The organism is Parabacteroides sp. Y3-G-102 (assembly GCF_023656845.1).
Taxonomy (GTDB): Bacteria; Bacteroidota; Bacteroidia; order Bacteroidales; family Tannerellaceae; genus Parabacteroides; species Parabacteroides distasonis.
In genome coordinates this window covers 15,388-36,018 of record NZ_JAMOKU010000055.1, presented here as the reverse complement: position 1 = coordinate 36,018, position 20,631 = coordinate 15,388, and the positions used below count along the sequence as shown (strand labels likewise).

General features: G+C 45.0%; 16 protein-coding genes and 1 pseudogene. 11 read left to right on the top strand and 6 right to left on the bottom strand.

Translation table 11 applies throughout. The features are described 5' to 3' along the window. Positions 1-345: 345 nt before the first annotated feature. Both NBH16_RS20320 and NBH16_RS20315 read right to left on the bottom strand, forming a co-directional pair. Positions 346-2,538, bottom strand: coding sequence for a glutamine synthetase III family protein (locus NBH16_RS20320; protein ID WP_005868480.1), 2,193 nt, complete (start codon positions 2,536-2,538; stop codon positions 346-348). Between the two features lie 145 nt (positions 2,539-2,683). Next, the gene (locus NBH16_RS20315) at positions 2,684-4,888 is read right to left on the bottom strand and encodes a sodium-translocating pyrophosphatase (protein WP_005858819.1); all 2,205 of its coding nucleotides are present in this window, start codon (positions 4,886-4,888) and stop codon (positions 2,684-2,686) included. Between the two features lie 166 nt (positions 4,889-5,054). Between NBH16_RS20315 and NBH16_RS20310 the strand changes: the two genes are divergently transcribed. Beyond that, positions 5,055-5,891 (top strand): patatin-like phospholipase family protein, encoded by an 837-nt coding sequence (locus NBH16_RS20310; RefSeq protein ID WP_057327920.1) that lies wholly within the window; start codon positions 5,055-5,057, stop codon positions 5,889-5,891. A 59-nt stretch (positions 5,892-5,950) separates the two neighbouring features. Further along, positions 5,951-7,654 carry an alpha-amylase family glycosyl hydrolase gene (locus NBH16_RS20305; RefSeq protein WP_008777935.1) on the top strand — a complete coding sequence of 568 codons (1,704 nt, stop codon included), beginning with the start codon at positions 5,951-5,953 and terminating at the stop codon, positions 7,652-7,654. A 161-nt stretch (positions 7,655-7,815) separates the two neighbouring features. On the opposite strand, the pseudogene NBH16_RS20300 reads toward NBH16_RS20305, so the two are convergent. The 3 genes and pseudogenes from NBH16_RS20300 to NBH16_RS23585 all read right to left on the bottom strand — a co-directional run. Beyond that, positions 7,816-7,989, bottom strand: a pseudogene (locus tag NBH16_RS20300) (inorganic phosphate transporter); the annotation flags it as partial. A 53-nt stretch (positions 7,990-8,042) separates the two neighbouring features. Continuing rightward, positions 8,043-8,690 carry a DedA family protein gene (locus tag NBH16_RS20295; protein ID WP_121961217.1) on the bottom strand — a complete coding sequence of 216 codons (648 nt, stop codon included), beginning with the start codon at positions 8,688-8,690 and terminating at the stop codon, positions 8,043-8,045. 169 nt (positions 8,691-8,859) lie between these two features. Next, positions 8,860-9,276 (bottom strand): DUF8440 family protein, encoded by a 417-nt coding sequence (locus tag NBH16_RS23585; RefSeq protein ID WP_488350506.1) that lies wholly within the window; start codon positions 9,274-9,276, stop codon positions 8,860-8,862. A gap of 115 nt (positions 9,277-9,391) precedes the next feature. Here NBH16_RS23585 and NBH16_RS20290 point away from each other — a divergent pair, with 115 nt between their 5' ends. Beyond that, complete coding sequence (locus NBH16_RS20290) at positions 9,392-10,333, top strand: ribose-phosphate pyrophosphokinase (protein WP_008772599.1); 942 nt, start codon at positions 9,392-9,394, stop codon at positions 10,331-10,333. 80 nt (positions 10,334-10,413) lie between these two features. On the opposite strand, the gene mnmA is transcribed toward NBH16_RS20290, so the two are convergent. Further along, complete coding sequence (gene mnmA / locus NBH16_RS20285; RefSeq protein ID WP_005868490.1) at positions 10,414-11,490, bottom strand: tRNA 2-thiouridine(34) synthase MnmA; 1,077 nt, start codon at positions 11,488-11,490, stop codon at positions 10,414-10,416. A gap of 169 nt (positions 11,491-11,659) precedes the next feature. Between mnmA and NBH16_RS20280 the strand changes: the two genes are divergently transcribed. The 8 genes from NBH16_RS20280 to NBH16_RS20245 all read left to right on the top strand — a co-directional run bounded on the left by NBH16_RS20280 (position 11,660) and on the right by NBH16_RS20245 (position 20,602). Further along, complete coding sequence (locus NBH16_RS20280; RefSeq protein ID WP_250789003.1) at positions 11,660-13,720, top strand: dipeptidyl-peptidase 3 family protein; 2,061 nt, start codon at positions 11,660-11,662, stop codon at positions 13,718-13,720. Positions 13,721-13,723: 3 nt separating this feature from the next. Beyond that, entirely contained in the window at positions 13,724-14,419 is a 696-nt protein-coding gene (locus NBH16_RS20275) for a DNA alkylation repair protein (protein ID WP_048928168.1), read from the top strand. Positions 14,420-14,474: 55 nt separating this feature from the next. Continuing rightward, on the top strand, positions 14,475-14,936 hold the full coding sequence (locus tag NBH16_RS20270; protein ID WP_121961214.1) for a Fur family transcriptional regulator: 462 nt from the start codon (positions 14,475-14,477) through the stop codon (positions 14,934-14,936). 33 nt (positions 14,937-14,969) lie between these two features. Continuing rightward, positions 14,970-16,241: an adenylosuccinate synthase gene (locus tag NBH16_RS20265; protein WP_005858796.1), complete on the top strand. Its 1,272-nt coding sequence runs from the start codon at positions 14,970-14,972 to the stop codon at positions 16,239-16,241. A gap of 120 nt (positions 16,242-16,361) precedes the next feature. Then, positions 16,362-17,048 carry a zinc metallopeptidase gene (locus NBH16_RS20260; protein ID WP_005868492.1) on the top strand — a complete coding sequence of 229 codons (687 nt, stop codon included), beginning with the start codon at positions 16,362-16,364 and terminating at the stop codon, positions 17,046-17,048. Between the two features lie 175 nt (positions 17,049-17,223). Continuing rightward, positions 17,224-18,579: a histidine--tRNA ligase gene (gene hisS / locus NBH16_RS20255; RefSeq protein WP_250789002.1), complete on the top strand. Its 1,356-nt coding sequence runs from the start codon at positions 17,224-17,226 to the stop codon at positions 18,577-18,579. A 134-nt stretch (positions 18,580-18,713) separates the two neighbouring features. Beyond that, positions 18,714-20,144, top strand: a complete 1,431-nt coding sequence (locus NBH16_RS20250) for a glycoside hydrolase family 30 protein (protein WP_195320129.1) — start codon at positions 18,714-18,716, stop codon at positions 20,142-20,144. A 188-nt stretch (positions 20,145-20,332) separates the two neighbouring features. Then, positions 20,333-20,602, top strand: coding sequence for a co-chaperone GroES (locus NBH16_RS20245; RefSeq protein WP_005858788.1), 270 nt, complete (start codon positions 20,333-20,335; stop codon positions 20,600-20,602). The last annotated feature ends 29 nt before the right edge of the window (positions 20,603-20,631 follow it).

Here is a 20,631-nt window from a genome sequence, read left to right as displayed (position 1 = left end):
AAAGTATCTCTGATGGCAGAATCAACTGTGCCAATGCTAATAGTCCTTGATTGTTCATGGTACAAAGGTGCAAATTTTCTATAGAATTAAAGAATTTTCCCCCTGATTTATCGGGTGAGCCGAGAAAGCCGGATTAGAGGATTACTTCATTGAGCAAGAGCGTTATAATATGACACCGCTGCAAGCGATGAAACATGATTATGACTTCTTGATGAATGCTTCTTATGTGAAGTGGTAAACGGGAGTATAGGCGTAGCCTTATGCCAGTATCGGTATAAGGCTGCGCCTATATCAGTGTGAGGCTATGCCGATACTGGCGCAAGGCAACGCCAGTACTGGTGTTTTTTATCGGATAAACAGGAGTTCCCTATACTTCGGCAACGGCCACATCTGGTTGTCCACCATCAGTTCCAGATCATCGATATGGTCACGGATCTCATCCAAATAAGGGGCTACCGAGTCGTGGTAAGCGATCGCCTTTTCCCGCATATCGGTCAAGCGGTTCGCTTTCTTGCGGGCCTCTACCATCTCATCCACTTTCTTGGTCACGGCACAGATATGTCCGGCTATCTTACGAACCAAGCGACGGGGTTCTTCCGACATATCGCGGAATTCCGGGTCATCGCCGAATGTCTCTTTCAACTTCGCTATATTATCCAGCAATACGCTCTGGTAGCGAACGGCTACCGGGATGATATGGTTCAAGGATAAATCCCCTAATACCCGAGCCTCGATCTGTACCTTTTTGATATAGACTTCCCATTTTACCTCATTACGCGCTTCCAATTCTTTCTGGGTAAGTACGCCGGTAGACGTGAACATCTCGATCGACTCCGGTTTAAGATAAGCGTCATATTGCAAGGGAACACTGTTTTGGCAATCCAGACCTCGCTTGGCAGCTTCCTCTTTCCATTCGTCCGAATAACCGTTTCCATCGAAGCGGATCGGCTTAGATTCCTTGATATAGGCTTTCAGCACCTTGAAGATCGCTACTTCCTTGCTTTTTCCTTCCGCTTGCAAAGCCTCTACGTCCTTCTTGAATTGTTGCAATTGATAGGCTACGGCGGAGTTCAACGCTAACATGGCCGATCCGCAGTTCACGGAAGAGCCCGGGGCACGGAACTCAAAACGGTTTCCGGTGAAGGCGAAAGGAGAGGTACGGTTACGATCCGTATTGTCCAACAGCAGTTCGGGGATCTGCCCGAAGCCAAGATGCAAGCCCTTTTTATCGTCTACCTCGATAGCGTCCTCGATAGAGCTATTCTCGAACTTATCCAAGATATCACTGATTTGCGTTCCGAGGAAAGTGGAGATGATAGCGGGAGGTGCCTCGTTCGCGCCTAGGCGGTGTGCGTTCGTGGCGGAAGCGATACTCGCTTTTAATAAAGCGTTGTATTTATAAACGGCCATGATGGTGTTTACCACGAAAGTGATGAAGCGTAGGTTGTCCTCACGGTCTTTACCCGGAGAGAATAAGTTTACACCCTTGTCTGTTCCCATAGACCAGTTACAGTGTTTACCGGAACCGTTTACCCCGTTAAATGGCTTCTCGTGCAATAATACACGGAAATTATGACGGCGGGAGACACGTTTCATGACCGACATCAATAATTGGTTATGGTCGTTGGCTAGGTTACATTCCTCGTAAATAGGAGCTAGCTCGAACTGGTTGGGGGCTACTTCGTTATGGCGGGTCTTTACCGGGATACCTAGTTTATAGCATTCGGTTTCCAAGTCTTTCATGAATTCTTGTACACGAGAGGGGATAGCGCCAAAATAATGGTCGTCTAATTGTTGGTTCTTTGCGCTCTCATGTCCTAGCAAGGTACGCTCGGTCAGTGAGAGATCCGGACGAGCGGAATACAAGTCCTCGTCAACAAGGAAATATTCCTGTTCCCAACCAAGGTAAGTAATTATCTTATTGACATCCTCATCGAAATACCGATATACGTCCTTGGCGGCCTCTCCCAATACTTCGATAGAGCGGATCAGCGGGGTCTTATAATCCAGCGCTTCACCGGTATAAGCGATAAATACGGTTGGGATACAAAGTGTGTCATCTACGATAAAAGCGGGAGAGGAAGGGTCCCAAGCGGAGTAGCCGCGGGCCTCGAAGGTATTGCGAAGTCCACCGTTCGGGAAACTGGAAGCGTCCGGTTCTTGCTGGACGAGCAACTTGCCGCTGAACTCCTCGATCATGCCGCCGTTGCCATCGTGTTCTACAAAAGCGTCGTGCTTCTCGGCGGTGCCATCGGTAAGCGGTTGAAACCAGTGGGTGTAATGAGTGACTCCTTTTTCCAGTGCCCACATACGCATGCCGGCTGCCACATGATTGGCGATTTCCCGGTCGATAGGTGTGCCATTGTCAATGGCGTGGGTCAAGGCTTTGTACGTTTCCTTGGAGAGATATTTTTGCATCGCCTTCCGGTTGAAGACATTCTCGCCATAGTACTCAGATACTTTGTGTTCGGGAGTAACGGCTTCCACGGCCTTTCGGTTGGATGCCTTCTCCACAGCATTAAAGCGTGAGATTGACATTGTTGAATTGTTTTATGTTTTTACGACGCAAAAATACAAAACAGTTGACAATTGACAGTTGGCAATTGACAATTATTTAGTTTTCTCTATTAATTTGTCAATTTACTTCTCTAACTGTCAATTGCCAACTACTAACGGTCAACTATTAAAACAAACTCCAAGCCACCGTCAATCCCGCCATCACGATCGCTACCATGCTCATCAGCTTGATAAGGATATTCAAACTCGGGCCGGAAGTGTCTTTGAACGGATCGCCAACCGTATCGCCGACAACGGTTGCCTTATGCGCCTCGCTACCCTTGCCGCCGTGGTTTCCTTCCTCGATGAATTTCTTCGCGTTATCCCATGCTCCTCCGGCGTTCGCCATGAATACGGCTAATACGAAGCCCGTGCTTAATCCACCGATCAATAATCCGACAACACCCGTCACACCAAATATGAGTCCGGTTAAGATGGGGGCGATAATAGCTAAAACGGAGGGAAGTACCATTTCGTGTTGCGCTCCTTTCGTCGAGATCTCAACGCAACGGGCATAATCCGGTTGTGCCTCTCCAGTCAGAATACCCTTGATTTCCTTGAACTGACGGCGAACTTCTTCCACCATGTGCCCGGCCGCACGCCCTACAGCATTCATCGTAAGGCCACAGAACATGAATGCCATCATGGAACCTAGGAACATTCCGGCTAAAACCTTAGGATTCATTAAGGTAACATCATAATATACCATAAAGTCCGAGAATGAGGCTTTAGATATTTCGATACTCCTGCCATCGGTAAAGTTCAGGACGGTCTCTCCTAAACGGAGCAAACCGATCTTGATCTCTTCTACATAAGAGGCCAACAGAGCCAAGCCGGTTAACGCGGCGGAACCGATAGCGAAACCTTTACCTGTAGCGGCAGTCGTATTTCCTAATGAATCCAATGCGTCTGTACGCTTGCGGACTTCTTTCCCTAGGTTACACATCTCGGCGTTGCCTCCGGCATTATCCGCTATGGGACCGTAAGCGTCTGTAGCCAACGTAATACCTAAGGTCGATAGCATACCTACGGCCGCTATACCGATTCCGTATAATCCCATGCCCACGTTCGTGAAGTCGAATCCGGAGGCGAACAAGAAGGAACAAATAATACCGACCACGACGGCAAGTACCGGGATGGCCGTAGAGAGCATCCCTAGTCCGAGACCGGAGATAATAACCGTTGCCGGGCCTGTCAGCCCCGATTCGGAAACCAGCCGGGTCGGCTTATAGGATTGGGAGGTATAATACTCCGTCGCTTGCCCGATCACGATTCCGACTAGCAGACCTACGATCACGGAACAACCGATCCAGAACCAATTCTCCATGCCTAATACATAAAGAATCCCGAACGTGGAGATAGCGATCAATACGGAACTCAAGTTCGTTCCTATGGCTAAGGCTTTCAATAGTTGCTTGATCGTTGCGTTCTCATTCGTACGGACGGCGAAAATACCAATAATAGATAAAATGATACCGACAGCGGCGATAAGCATTGGGGCGACAACCGCCTTATATTGTAATTCTACGCTTCCGGAAGAAACGAACGCGGCGGCTCCCAATGCGGCGGTCGCTAGGATAGAACCGCAATAAGATTCATATAGGTCGGCTCCCATACCGGCGACGTCACCTACATTGTCGCCTACGTTATCGGCGATTGTCGCCGGGTTACGAGGATCATCCTCCGGGATCCCAGCCTCAACTTTACCTACTAAATCCGCTCCGACATCGGCGGCTTTCGTATAGATTCCTCCTCCCACACGTGCGAACAAGGCTTGCGTGGAGGCACCCATTCCGAATGTAAGCATGGTTGTCGTGATAATGGTGAGTTTATGAGTCGGGTCCAAAGCCTCGTCTGGGATGAAAGCATTTAACAGGATATACCAGAATGAGATATCCAGCAATCCAAGTCCTACAACGACTAAGCCCATGACCGCCCCGCTTCGGAAAGCGACTTGTAAACCTTTGTTCAAGGAAGTGCGGGCCGCGTTCGCTGTACGGGCCGAGGCATAAGTCGCTGTTTTCATGCCTAAGAAGCCCGCTAATCCTGAGAAGAAACCTCCTGTCAGGAAGGCGATCGGGACCCATTCGTTTTGCACATGGAAGCCATAGGCCATAATAGAGAATAAGATTACTAGGACAACGAAAACCGAGGCGACTACTTTGTATTGCTGTTTCAGATACGACATCGCCCCTTCACGCACAAAGGAGGCGATCTTTTTCATCAACTCAGTTCCTTCACTCTCTTTCATCATTTGCCTGAAGAAGAACCAGGCAAATGCTAGCGCTAGGACAGACGCTAACGGAATAATCCAGAAAATACTCGTAATCATAACATGGTAGATTTAATGTTATACTTAAGAAAACAATGTGACAACACCTTTGCTTTCCGTGTAAATGTAGCAAAAATAAAAGAGGATGGAAACTTTTTCCCTAATAATAATGTTTCTAATTAAAAAAAACAGCATATTTGTTACCAGATTAAGAGACAAGAAATAAATGGCAGAAGAGACAAACCATAAACCCTATAGGTTGGGCTTGGCGCTTAGCGGAGGCGGAGCGAAAGGTTTTGCGCATATCGGCGTATTTCGAATGATGGAAGAATGTGCGCTAAGACCGGATATTATAGTCGGTACCAGTGCGGGAGCTTTAATGGGCGCTTTGTTTGCCGATGGCTATTCGGCGGCGGAGATCCAAGAGCTTTTTACCGGACGTGAGTTCTCGGAATTCGCCCAGTTGCAGATTCCTAAGGCGGGTTTGTTCGATAGTAAGCGCTTTCGTTATTTCTTGAGGCGACACTTGCGGACCAAGAATATCGAGGACTTGCAGATTCCGATGGTGATTGTCGCGACTGATTTGGATAATGGCGAAAGCCATGAATTTAGGAGTGGTCCTATTGTTGAGGCGGTGACAGCTTCTTGTAGTATCCCGATTATTTTCAGTCCTGTAGTCATCAATGGCGTTCATTATGTGGATGGAGGATTATTTCACAACTTTCCGGTCTCCATCATCCGTGAGGAATGTGAGCGTATTATCGGGGTGAACGTAAGCCCGTTGATCCCGCAAAAATATAAGCAGACCATATTCCATATCGCCGAGCGCTCTTATCATTATATGTTCCGGGCAAATACGCTGGAGGATCGAGAGATGTGTGATGTCTTAATAGAGGCGGAGGAGTTTGGCTTATATAAGACATTCGATCTTGAGAATGTAGACGTGATTTGTAATATTGGCTATTCCGCCGCTGCCCGTTGCTTTGAGAAAGTGTTGGATGAGAATAAATATGAAACCTTGGTGAAAGCGATCGCGGCAAGAAAGAAAGGCCTGATGCCGTGACAAATCGTCTGTCTGGACAAAGCGCTTTCCCACAAAAACTTTATATATAGATGAACGCAATGGAACAAAAAAACAAGATGGTAATTTATCAGGTATTCCCGCGTTGGTTTGGGAATCTGCGACCATCTCCTGTAATGAATGGTAGTTTAGCCGAGAATGGAGTGGGTAAGTTTTCGGCTTTTACTCCTTTGGCTTTATCCAAAATCAAAGAACTAGGTGTTACTCATGTATGGTATACAGGGGTGATAGAGCACGCTACAAAAACCGATTACACCATGTTTGGCATCCGGAAAGACCATTCTGCCGTAGTAAAAGGTAAGGCCGGATCTCCATATGCTATAAAAGATTACTATGATATAGATCCGGATTTGGCGGATAATATCCAGAACCGTATGAGTGAGTTCGAGGATTTGGTGAAACGTACGCATGAGGCTGGGATGAAGGTTATTATCGATTTTGTACCCAACCATGTGGCACGTCAATATTTCTCGGACGCACGGGAACCTTTCGTGGAGGACTTAGGTCAAACGGATAATGTGTCCAAGGCTTTTGATGTGAATAATAACTTTTATTATCTTCCGGGGCAGACCTTGACGCTTCGTTTTGATCCGCAGCGTGAGGAGGATTTTGCCTATAGTGAGTTTCCGGCGAAGGTGACCGGTAACAATCATTTCGATGCCTATCCAAGCCAGAACGATTGGTATGAGACGGTGAAGCTGAACTACGGCGTGGATTATATGCACGGTGGTGCTTGCCATTTCAATACCATTCCCAATACGTGGGAGAAAATGTTGGAGATCTTGTTGTTCTGGGCTGATAAGGGGGTGGATGGTTTTCGTTGTGATATGGCTGAGATGGTCCCGGTAGAGTTTTGGAACTGGGTGATTCCTCAGGTGAAGAAGGTGCGTGATGTGATCTTTATAGCGGAGGTGTATAATCCGGATGAGTATAGGAATTATATTTATACGGGACACTTTGATTATTTGTATGACAAGGTTGGTCTTTATGATACGGTTCGTGCGGTGATGTGCGGACAGGCTCCGGCTAGTAATATATCGCATTGTTGGCAATCGTTGGAGGGAATCCAGAAAAATATGTTGAATTTCTTGGAGAATCACGATGAACAGCGTGTCGCTTCTGATTTCTTTGCGGGGGATGCTCGTCCGGGTATTCCGGGCATGATTGTCTCCGCTGCCATGAATACGAATCCGGTTATGATCTATAGTGGTCAGGAACTTGGCGAAAGAGGAATGGACGCGGAAGGTTTCAGTGGACGTGATGGCCGTACGACCATCTTCGATTATTGGAGCGTCGAGAGTTTGCGAAACTGGAATAATAATGGACTCTTTGATGGGGCTAAATTAACGCCGGCAGAACGCTCGTTGCGTGAGATGTACGCTAAGTTATTGAATGTGGTACGATCCGAGCCGGTTATTGTCGAGGGAGCGTTTTATGATTTGATGTACGCGAACTCCGGTAATCCTTATTTCAATCCGAACCGTCAGTATGCGTTCTTGCGCAAATGGAAGAACGAGGTACTTCTGGTTGTCGTGAATTTCGACCGTGCCGACCAATGTGTATGGGTAAATATCCCGGTCGAGGCATTCAAGGCTCTTGATTTTGAGGATAACAAACCGGCTGAATTGACCGACTTGTTAACCGGGGAAACGACTATCAGTACGCTAACAGACGCTTATCCTTATCAAGTGAAACTCCCGGCTTATTCCGGCAAAATGCTAAAGTTCTCTTTTCTCCATAAGTAAGAGCTTTCTTGAAAAGTTTAGGAGTGCTGTATAGATAATTCATTGGTGGAGTTAGGTGGTTGATACGGGACAGCTAGCTTCATCGGGCAAGTAACTTAAGTGAAATGCCAAAGTAACTTAACATACTTGCCCAATGAAGCTAGGTGACTTTTTCCTTTGATTTAAATGAAAAGAAGGGAAGCCGTATAATAAATGCCAGCCGCTAAAAGCCCACTTCCCGGGATCGTAAGAACCCATGCAGCCATCAAGCTTTGAGTTACTCCCCAACGAACGGCTGAGAAACGTTTGGTCGCACCAACTCCGATAATAGCCCCTGTAATCGTATGCGTGGTACTCCGCTATCAGAGATGGGGCGTGGGTTATAGATGGTAATACGTTTGGCGGAACTTTATCTCTGTTTCCGTGCTTTTAGTTTTGCCCGTACTACCTCTATTACGGCAGGAAGTATGGATATGAATATAATTGCTATGATCAATATCTTGAGGTTCTGCTGTACGAAAGGAAGATCTCCGAAAAAGTATCCCGTATAGCAGAAAAGCAGTACCCAGAAAGCGCCGCCTATCAGGTTGTAGATCATGAAATAGTAATAGTGCATTTTACCCATTCCGGCTACAAAGGGAGCGAAAGTACGGACAATCGGTACGAATCGGGCGATGATTATGGTTTTGCCTCCATATTTTTTGTAGAACTCATGCGTTTTATCCAAATGGCTTTTCTTGAATATCTTGGAGTTGGGATTGTTAAATAGTTTACGACCGAAAAAATGACCTATCATATAATTACAGGAGTCTCCCAATACTGCCGCCGCGAATAATATCAAGGCTAAGAGATTTATCTCTAAAGGCATACCGGGTAACGCTGTTATCGCTCCGGCGACGAACAAGAGGGAATCCCCGGGCAAGAATGGGGTGACTACCAATCCCGTTTCACAAAAAATGATTAGGAATAATATCGCGTAGGCCCAAGTATGATATTCTTGTACGATCTCGATCATATGCTGATCGATATGTAAGATGAAGTCTAATAAAAATTCCATTTTAGATTGATTATTAATTGATAAGAACTATCCTATATGACCCAATAAGAAAACAAAATAGATGTTTATTCTGTTCCCTTTGAGAAATCTAGAAAATAAGAATAGTGAGAAAGCAGACATTAAAGTGCTATCTTCTACTTTTTTGATGGAAATAAGGGGGAAAGAGAGTTTAAATGAGAATACGTCTTAGGGTATAGATATAGTACCCATAGGAGAATTTAAGGGGATTTATACAAAATGAAATGAATGTTTGTCTTTCTTTAGGATATTGAGTTTTTATAAACCGTACGATCCTTTCCGCGGATGAGGATAGGTTTGTCCTTGAGTTTTTTGATGTGGAGGTGCTGCGGAATAGTGAAGAAGCCTTGATATAGCCATCTTCCATCTTATAGCTTTGTTTTCCGTTGTATAGCTTTTTTTCGTATCGTTCGATATCTGTTTGGGGGATATTGTATTCCGTCTTGTCTTCATTCGGAGAGTACATGGTGTAAATATCCTTGTATTTCTGTTGGTTCTCGGGAGTTGATGAAGAACCCGAAGTCAGAAATACACTTACCAATACGAAGAAATAGAGTAAATACTTCATCATTGCGGTTGCAAATATAGAAAGTTTTCCAAATATAAAGAGGTTATTGTAAATAAGTTTTGTACTTTTGCGGCACAATTCAAATCTATTCACTTTAAGATAAATATTCGGAATAATGAGTGCACAAACTCCTTTCTTGGTGTTTTCGGGAACGAACTCCCGGTATCTTGCAGAGAAAATTTGCAACAGTTTAGGTTGTCCTCTGGGACAGATGAATATCCAGCACTTTGCCGATGGTGAGTTCTCTGTTTCTTATGAAGAGTCTATCCGCGGTAGAGATGTATTCTTAGTACAATCTACATTCCCTAATTCAGACAATCTGATGGAGTTGCTTCTGATGATTGATGCGGCTAAACGTGCTTCCGCACATTCAATCATCGCTGTAGTCCCTTACTTCGGTTGGGCTCGTCAGGATAGAAAGGATAAGCCTCGTGTTTCTATTGGCGCTAAGTTGATCGCTGATATGTTGAGCACGGCAGGTATCAATCGTTTGATTACGATGGACCTTCATGCGGATCAGATCCAAGGATTTTTCAATGTTCCGGTGGATCACTTATATGCTTCTTCCGTATTCTTGGACTATATCAAGACGTCTTTACCTTTGGATAACTTGTGTATCGCGACTCCGGATGTTGGTGGTACGAAACGTGCCAGCAGCTATTCTAAGTATTTAGGCTTGCCGATGGTCATTTGCCACAAATCTCGTTTGCGTGCCAATGAGGTGGCCGAGATGCGTATTATCGGTGATGTGACGGGCTTGGATGTCCTTTTGGTTGATGACATGGTGGATACGGCCGGAACAATTACGAAAGCCGCGAACTTGATGTTGGAGAATGGCGCGAAGTCTGTTCGTGCTATCGCCAGCCACGCTGTGATGTCTGATCCGGCTTCTACTCGTGTAGATCAGTCCGCTTTAACGGAAATGATCTTTACGGATTCTATTCCTTACGCTAAGAAATGCGAGAAAGTAAAGGTGTTATCTGTCGCTGACATGTTTGCAGAGGCGATCCGTCGTGTATGTAGTGGTGAGTCTATCAGCTCTTTATATGCTATTTAATAGAATAAGATAGAAAAATAAAAACGGTCGCTTCCTTTTGGAGGCGACCGTTTTTTATTTAGAATAAATCTGAATATGTGTTACTTGGTCTCATCAATAATCATGCCGCTGCCCAGACATAAGTGATGGTCTTTGTCGTAGATTACACTGTATTGGCCAGGAGCGATACCTTGAATCTTTTCGTCGGATTCTACACGATATAGATCTCCGATACGACGGATGTAGCCATGCGTAAATTCCGGGGTATGACGGATCTTGAAAGTGATTTCTTTCTCACCCTCAAATTCTCCCCATGGATCTTCCGTGATGAAATCGAAGCCTTGCATATTGATCACCTTACCATATTGCGTTTCCGGGTCGTAGCCGTTGGAGACATAAATGATATTTCGCTTAATGTCTTTTTGGATAACGAACCAAGGGCCGCCACTTAATCCCAATCCCTTACGTTGGCCGATCGTATGGAACCAATATCCATTGTGTTTACCCAAGACCTTACCCGTCTCTAGTTCCACGATTTTTCCCGGGCGTTTCCCTAAATAACGCTCTATAAAGTCGTTGTAGTTAATCTTGCCTAAGAAGCAAATGCCTTGGCTATCCTTACGCTTGGCGCTCGGCAATTTCTGGGCCTCGGCGATGGCACGTACCTCACTTTTCATTAAATGCCCGATCGGAAACATGAGTTTCTGTATCTGTAGGCGGGTGATTTGCCCTAAGAAATCAGTCTGATCTTTTACCGGGTCCTTGGCGGTAGAAAGCCATATCTTGCCGTCTATCTCCGTGGTCGTGGCATAATGACCGGTAGCGATCTTATCGAAATCCTTGCCCCATTTTTCCTCGAAACAACCGAACTTGATATATTTATTACACATCATATCCGGGTTAGGGGTAAGACCGCGTTTGACAGATTCGATCGTATAGCTTACCACCCGATCCCAATACTCGTCGTGTAAGGAGACGATCTCGAACCGGCATCCATACTTGCGGGCGATATATGAGGTGATCTCGATATCCTCTTCCGCCGGGCAATCGATATAGCCATCCTTGTCTTCCATACCGATACGGATATAGAAGATGGTCGGATCGTATCCTGCCTCTTTGAGTTGATGCACTACGACAGAGCTGTCTACTCCTCCTGAAACTAATGCCGCTATTTCCATTCTCTTTTTTGTCTTTGCTTTTGAACTTACAAAAGTAGAGAAAAAATCTCAAACCTTTGATATTGACTGTATATTCTCTATCTTTGCGGTTGGCCCTTATTGGAATGCGGGCCTTCAAACTATGTACTTTAGATGTAATATATTATAGGAAAAGCAAATCGTAGTAAGTATGAAAGAAATAATGTTATCGCTTATGACAGCTATGGTTATGACGGCTTGTACAGGCCAACAGTCGGATACGGCATCTCAAAATTCCGATAAGGAGTTCAATTATGTAGTGGATCAGTTCGCTGATCTGGAGATTCTTCGCTATAAAGTTCCGGGTTTCGAATCCCTGTCCTTGCGACAAAAGCAACTATTATATCATCTTTCCGAAGCGGCCTTGATGGGACGTGATATATTCTTCGATCAGAATGGACGCTATAATCTGGCGATCCGCAGGACACTGGAGGCTATTTATACGAATTATAAGGGAGATCGGGAGGACCCTCAATTCAAGGCTTTGGAAACCTATTTGAAACGGGTGTGGTTCTCCAGTGGTATCCATCATCATTATGCGTTGGACAAGTTTGCCCCGGGGTTTTCTCCTGAGTTCTTGATGGATTGTATTCACCAAATCGACGCTAAGAAGTTACCTCTTCGTGAGAATCAAAACGTGGATCAGTTCATGATCGAGATCGCTCCGGTAATCTTTGATCCGGGCGTTATGCCAAAGCGTAGCGTACAAAGCGGTGACGGTGATCTGATCAAAGCTTCTTCTAATAATTATTACGGGGGAGGCATCAGTCAAAAAGAGGTAGAGGACTTCTATGCGCAAATGAAGATGGGAAAAGATACGATCTCGCCGATCTCTTACGGGTTGAATAGCCGTTTGGTAAAAGAGAACGGTACGGTCGTTGAAAAGGTTTGGAAAGTAGGAGGGCTTTATTCCGCCGCGATAGAAAAAATCGTAGATCAATTGCGACAAGCCTTGCCTTTCGCCGAGAATGATACGCAGAAAGCGATCATTGGGAAATTGATCGAATATTATCAAACGGGCGATTTGAAGACGTTCGATGCTTATTCGATCCTTTGGGTAGAGGATACAGCTTCGGAGGTGGATTTCGTGAATGGCTTTATCGAGACTTATGGGGATCCGTTAGGAATGAAAGCAAGCTGGGAGTCTATCGTAAATTTTACGAATAAGGAGGCGACTAAGCGTACGAAAATCATCAGTGATAATGCGCAATGGTTTGAGGATCATTCTCCGGTAGATAAGCGTTTCAAGAAGGAGAAGGTGAAAGGAGTCAGCGCTAAGGTAATCACGGTATCTATGTTGGGAGGTGATTGCTATCCGGCTACCCCGATCGGTATCAATTTGCCAAATGCGGATTGGATTCGTCGAGATCATGGCTCGAAGTCTGTTACGATAGAGAATATCACGGAGGCTTATGATAAGGCATCTCAGGGAAATGGCTTTAGCGAAGAGTTTGTATGGAGTGACGTGGAGCGGAACGGTATGAGGCAGTACGGTTTCTTAACGGATAATCTACATACGGATTTACATGAGTGTCTGGGACATGGTTCCGGTAAATTGCTGGAAAATACGGACCCGGATGCGCTGAAAGCCTATAGCTCTACACTGGAGGAAACCCGTGCGGATTTGTTTGGCCTGTATTATTTGGCAGATCCGAAGCTGGTGGAACTGGGATTGCTTCCGGACGGCGAGGCTTATAAATCGGAATACTATAAATATATAATGAATGGCTTGATGACCCAGTTGGTTCGCATCGAGCTAGGCAAGAATGTAGAAGAGGCGCATATGCGTAACCGCCAGTTGATCGCTAAGTGGGCTTACGAGAAAGGGAAGAAAGCGAATGTGATCGAACTGAAAAAACGGGAAGGAAAGACCTATGTGGTTGTGAATGACTATCCGAGGTTACGTGAGTTGTTTGGGACATTGCTCGCTGAGATTCAACGTATCAAGAGTGAGGGTGACTATGCGGCCGGAAAGAATCTTGTTGAAGGATACGGCGTGAAAGTAGATCCGGAGCTGCATGCGGAGGTCTTGGAGCGCTATGCTAAGTTAAACTTGGCTCCTTATAAAGGTTTTGTCAATCCTGTGATGAAAGAGGTAAAGAACTCTAACGGTGAGGTTACTGATATTGTCTTGGACTACACGGAAGGTTATACAGATCAGATGCTTCGTTATGGCCGTGATTATTCTTTCTTGCCGACTTATAATAATTAATAGATGGAAAGTTTACAAGACGAGATAAGGGAGATCCGCAAGCAACTTCGTTTGGCGATGAACGGGGTGATTTCTACGAGTATGCGTGAGAAAGGTATCGTATATAAGTTAAATTTCGGGGTTCCGTACCCCGAAATAAAAGAAATCGCCCGCAAGCATAAACCGAATGGAGAACTGGCGGCGGCTCTATGGAAAGAAGATATTCGTGAGTTTAAGATATTGGCGACCTTTCTCCAACCCGCCGAGAAGTTGCCTTTGGAGGAAGCGAAACGTTGGGTCAAGGAGATTCCTTATTTGGAGATCGCGGAGCATTGTTGCCGGAACTTGTTCGTTCATCTGCCTTATATGGAGGACTTCACGTTAGATCTGGTTGCTGATAAGAAAAATGAGTTCGCTCGCACGGTCGCCTTTCTTACTTGGACCGAGAATTTCAAGCGAGGTGGTAGCTTGTCTTCTGTGGTTTTAGGATCTTTTTTGGTAGAAACCTTAAGCAGCTTAGCGGAGACTAAGGATTTTAAGTCTACGCTGAAAGAGAAACAAGCGTCTATTCAAGCCATGAAGTTTTATGGGCGTCAATCCGAGGGGAATGCGGAAAGGATCCTAGACGGTTTCAAGGAATTTCAGGAGGCTGTGGGAAACACGCCGGAATTACAAGAAATCTATAATGAATTAAAATTCGAGTTTGAATATTATCGGTAAGGCTTTGCGTTTAAAATAAATGCGCTAACTTTGTCGTTTGTGCGGTCTTTAGGAGATGGAAGCGAAAGTTTATACGGAAATACGTGCGTTGTTTACCGAATATCTAACGGAGAAGAAACTGCGGAAAACCGAGGAGAGATATGCTATATTCAAAGAGATATGTGCTTTTCCCGGTCATTTTGATGTGTGTATGCTTTCGGATCGGTTGGAGCAAGACAACTTCCATGTCAGTAAGGCTACACTCTATAATACGTTGGATGTACTGGTTGATGCCGGTTTGGTGGTGCGTCATCAAATAACCGTCCAGTCGGTGCAATATGAGTTGAGGATTTATGCCGATACGCATTTGCATTTGGTTTGTACGAGATGCGGGGCCATCCGGGAGCTGCGAAACAGTGCGTTGAAAGCGGATATGAGAAACTTGAAAGTTTCTCGTTTTACGCCGGAGTATTATTGTTTGTACATTTATGGCCTGTGCAGTAAATGCAAGTTTAAGCAGCAAAGGTCAGTTAAATAAGAATATTAATAGCCTATAATAAATATAGAAAAGATGAAAGTAGACGTTTTGTTAGGATTGCAATGGGGCGACGAGGGCAAAGGCAAGGTTGTCGATGTGCTGACTCCGAATTACGATGTGGTAACTCGTTTTCAAGGAGGCCCTAATGCCGGACATACATTGGAGTTTAACGGGGAAAAGTATGTGTTACGTTCGATTCCTTCCGGTATTTTCCAAGGTGGAAAAATAAACGTAATCGGTAACGGTGTCGTTCTGGACCCGTTATTGTTCAAGCAGGAAGCGGAATCATTGGCAGCGAGTGGTCACGATATCACCAAGCAGCTTTATATCTCTAAGAAAGCTCACCTAATTTTACCTACTCACCGGATCTTGGATGCCGCTTATGAGGCCGCAAAAGGTTCCGGAAAGATCGGTACGACAGGAAAGGGTATCGGCCCGACTTATACGGATAAGATTAGCCGTAACGGTGTTCGTGTGGGCGATTTATTGCATAACTTCGAAGAGAAATATGCGGCCGCTAAAGCAAAACATGAAGCGATCTTGCGTTCATTGAACTATGAATATGATATAACCGAGATGGAGGCTCAATGGATGGAGGCCTTGAACTACCTCAAACAATTCAAATTGATTGATAGCGAGCATGTCATCAATAACTATTTGAAGGAAGGTAAGTCGGTCTTGGCGGAAGGCGCTCAAGGTACGATGCTGGATATAGACTTCGGTTCTTATCCATTCGTGACTTCCTCTAACACGATCTGTGCCGGATGTTGTACGGGACTGGGTGTTTCTCCCCGGAATATCGGTGAGGTATATGGAATCTTCAAGGCTTATTGTACACGTGTAGGTAGCGGTCCGTTCCCGACCGAGTTGTTTGATGAGGTGGGAGATAAGATCGGTCAATTAGGCCATGAGTTCGGTGCGGTTACGGGACGTAAACGTCGTTGTGGCTGGATTGATTTGGTAGCCTTGAAATATGCCGTGATGATCAACGGTGTAAGCCAATTGATCATGATGAAGAGTGATGTGTTGGATACCTTCGATACGATCAAGGCTTGCGTGGCTTATAAGATGAATGGTGTCGAGACTAATGAGTTCCCGTATGAGATCGATGATACGATCGAACCTGTATACGTGGAATTACCGGGTTGGAAGACGGACATGACGAAGATGCAGAGCGAGGACGAGTTCCCGGAGGAGTTCAACGCTTACCTTTCTTTCTTGGAGGAAGAACTGGGTGTGCCTGTGAAGATCGTTTCCGTAGGACCGGATCGTGAACAGACGATTGTCAGATATACAGAAGAATAAACTCGTTATAAATCGTACAAAATGGCAGAAGACCACATTCCTCAAGGGGTGTCTCCTGCCATTTTTGTCTTTGGCAAACTTTTTGTCGTTGTTTTATAAAACTAAATAAGATAGAAATTTATGAGTATGTATTGGATTATATTTATTGGATTTGCGCTATTGAGTTGGCTGGTGTCATCCCGCCTTCAGGGCAAGTTTGAGAAGTATTCGAAAATCCCTATGCCGAATGGCATGACAGGAAAAGATGTCGCTGAGAAGATGTTGCATGACAATGGTATCTATGATGTAAAGGTGATTTCTACACCCGGACATCTGACGGACCATTACAATCCCGCTAACCAGACGGTGAACTTGAGTGAGTCGGTTTATTATAGCAATAGTATCGCCGCCGCTGCGGTTGCCGCCCATGAGTGCGGTCACGCTGTGCAGCATGCTACCGCTTACGCTCCGTTGAGAATGCGTTCGGCTTTGGTTCCGGTTGTTAGTTTCGCCTCTAATATCATGACATGGGTGTTGTTGGGTGGTATGTTATTATTGCATACGTTTCCTCAGTTATTGTTATTCGGTATAATCTTGTTCGCTACGACTACGCTATTTAGCTTTATCACGCTTCCGGTCGAGATCAATGCCAGCCAACGTGCTTTAGCGTGGTTGAGCAATGCCGGTATAACAAATGCTTATACGCATGATAAGGCAGAGGACGCTTTACGTTCCGCTGCTTATACGTACGTGGTCGCCGCGTTAGGTTCGCTTGCTACATTATTATATTATATAATGATATTCTTGGGGGGAAGAAGCAGGGATTGATAAGTCTCGGAGGAGGCTTTCCTCGAATGCCCATTATAAAGATGTTAGAATGCCCATTGTAAGATGCTTATAACTGCGATTGTAAGCTCCTTACAGTGGGCATTGTTATTTTCTTATTTATTTCGAGCAAAAACATTACCTTTGCGGACAGAATAATCATTTAAAACATAAGATCATGCAAAAACCTTCCATACCCAAAGGTACCCGGGACTTTTCGCCGGAGGAAATGGCGAAACGTAATTATATATTCAACACGATCCGTGAAGTATTTCACTTGTATGGCTTCCAGCAAATAGAGACTCCTGCCATGGAAAACCTTTCTACATTGATGGGGAAATATGGTGAGGAAGGGGATAAGCTCCTTTTCAAGATATTGAATTCCGGAGATTGTTTCGCGGGCGTCTCAGATGAGGAGTTAATGGAAAAGAACCCGTTGAGATTTGCTGCTAAGGCTTGTGAGAAAGGCTTGCGTTATGATTTGACCGTTCCGTTTGCTCGTTACGTGGTACAACATCGTAATGAGATCAGTTTTCCGTTCAAACGTTACCAGATCCAACCGGTTTGGCGTGCAGATCGTCCGCAAAAGGGACGTTACCGGGAGTTCTACCAATGTGATGGCGACGTTGTGGGGTCTGATTCCTTGATCAATGAGGTGGAGCTGATCCAGATTATGGACGAGGTGTTCCATCGCTTTGGCATTCGTGTGTGTATCAAGATGAACAATCGTAAGATCCTTTCCGGTATTGCCGAAATCATAGGCGAGGCGGATAAGATCGTAGACATTACGGTAGCTATCGACAAGCTGGATAAGATTGGCTTGGACAACGTGAATGAAGAGCTTCGTTCCAAGGGTTTACCCGAGGAGGCGATCGAGCGTTTGCAGCCGATCATTATGCTGCAGGGTTCAAATCAAGAAAAGATCGCTACCTTGAAAGAGGTATTATCTGCGTCTGAGACTGGTTTGAAAGGTGTAGCCGAATTGGATTTTATCTTGGAGCGCATCTCTCATACGCCAATTCGTGCGGAATTAGAGCTTGATCTGACATTGGCTCGTGGCTTAAACTATTATACAGGTGCGATTTTCGAGGTGAAAGCCTTGGACGTACAGATCGGTAGTATCACGGGTGGTGGTCGCTATGACAATCTGACAGGGGTGTTTGGCATGGAAGGCGTGTCTGGTGTCGGTTTCTCTTTTGGCGCTGATCGTATCTTTGATGTATTGAACCAATTGGATTTATATCCGGAAGGGTCTTTGAAGACTACACAGCTTCTATTCGTGAACTTCGGACAGAAAGAGGAGATTCATTTATTGCCGTTGATCGCTAAGGTTCGCAAGGCGGGGATTCGTACGGAGCTATATCCTGAGTCTACTAAAATGAAAAAGCAAATGGGATATGCGGACGCTAAGAAAATCCCGTTTGTCGCGATAGTCGGAGAGAATGAGATGGCCGAGAATAAAATCAACTTAAAGAATATGCTCACGGGTGAGCAAAACCTTGTGACTATCGAGGAGCTGATAGAACGCTTTTAGAGAATAGTGGATTATGGAACACGGACTACACGGATGACACGGAACACACGGTATTAGTATTTATCCGTGTGTTCCGTGTCATCCGTGTAGTCCGTGTTCAAATGGTTCTAAACTTATAAATTAATGAAACGACCATGAAAATACCTGTTTTTATACTCTCAATATCTTTATACTTTTCTTCCTGCTCTTTCACCCCCCGTGCCGAGTGGGTAACGACAACCGAGAATTCCCCTTGGGCTGAGCAACCCGATCTGATCTCCGCCCTTGCGGATACGATACCTAATATTGATATAACAATTCTAACAGAAAAGCATCAACAACAAATTGATGGTTTCGGAGCCTGTTTTAATGAATTAGGTTGGCTTTCCTTGAGTAAGCTGGAGCCAAGTGTACGTGAGGAAATCATGGAAGAGCTTTTCTTCCCCGGAGTCGGAGCCAACTTCACGATTTGCCGGATGCCTGTAGGAGCAAATGATTTCTCCCGTGATTGGTATTCGTATGACGAGGTAGACGGTGATTTCACGATGGAACATTTTACCATCGCCAATGACCAACAAACCTTGATCCCTTTTATCAAGAACGCCCAAAAGTATCAACCAGATTTACGCTTGTGGGCTTCCCCGTGGTGCCCTCCCGCTTGGATGAAATATAACAAACACTATGCCTCTGCCTATACGGGTGAGAATTATGACGAGAAGTATCGAAATGGTTTGCCGGCCGATAAGGTCGGCCATGAAGGTACGGATATGTTTATCCAAGACCCTCTTTACCTGAAAGCCTATGCCCTCTATTTCTCTAAATTTATCGAGGCCTATAAGAAACAAGGAATTCCAATCTTTGCCGTAATGCCCCAAAACGAGTTCAACTCTGCGCAAATATTCCCGAGTTGTTGTTGGACATCGGCTTCTTTGGCTAATTTTATCGGTAATTATCTCGGGCCGGCCATGCAGGTTCAAGGAGTGGAAATTATGTTCGGCACGATGGAACGTGCGAATGAGTCGCTTGTTGATACGGTATTGACAGATCCTGTTAGTGGTAAATATGTAAAAGGTGTCGGTTTCCAATGGGCGGGTAAGGGAGCTATCGTCGGAATCCACAAACGTTATCCCGGGTTGAAGCTTTACCAAACCGAGCAAGAATGTGGAGATGGCAAGAACGATTGGAAGGGTGCCATGTATTCTTGGGGGTTGATGCGACATTTTCTGGATAATGGCGTTTCTGCCTATATGTATTGGAATATATCTTTGGAAAATGGAGGGATCAGTCGTTGGGGATGGGCGCAAAACTCATTGGTTGTCGTAGATCCGCAAACCAAGAGCTATCGATATACTCCGGAATACTACGTGATGAAACATGTCAGCCATTATGTCCAGCCCGGTGCATATAAATTAGAAACGGAAGGGACCTATACGAATCTGCTGGCATTCCGTAACCCGGATAACAGTATCGCCTTGATTATCGCCAATGAGACCAGTGATGATCATTCTCTTTCCATTCGCATCGGCGATCGAGTCTATACTCCAACCGTAAAGGCATATTCCATGAATACGCTGCTGGTCGATTGATTATCCTTTTGAGAGATGCAAAAAGACAAGTTGTCAGTTATCTCTTCGGATATTTGTCCATTTCGTCCGAAATATTGTCAGTCGAACCCGGGTGAATTCGTTTGGCACACTATTCGCATAGGCTTAGGCGTGAACATAAAGTTCATAACTAAAAAAGTAATATTATTAACATTTAAAATACCAAGAAAATGAACATTAGACCATTAGCAGACCGCGTGCTGATTAAGCCGGCCGCTGCGGAAGAGAAAACATTAGGTGGAATTATTATTCCTGACTCAGCAAAGGAAAAACCTTTAAAGGGTGAGATTGTAGCCGTAGGTAACGGAACGAAAGACGAGGAGATGGTTGTAAAGGTTGGTGATAACGTATTGTATGGTAAGTATGCGGGTACGGAAATCGAACTAGACGGTGAGAAATACTTGATCATGCGCCAAGCTGACGTTTTAGCTATTATCTAATTCATTTTTATAAACAACAATATTAAAAA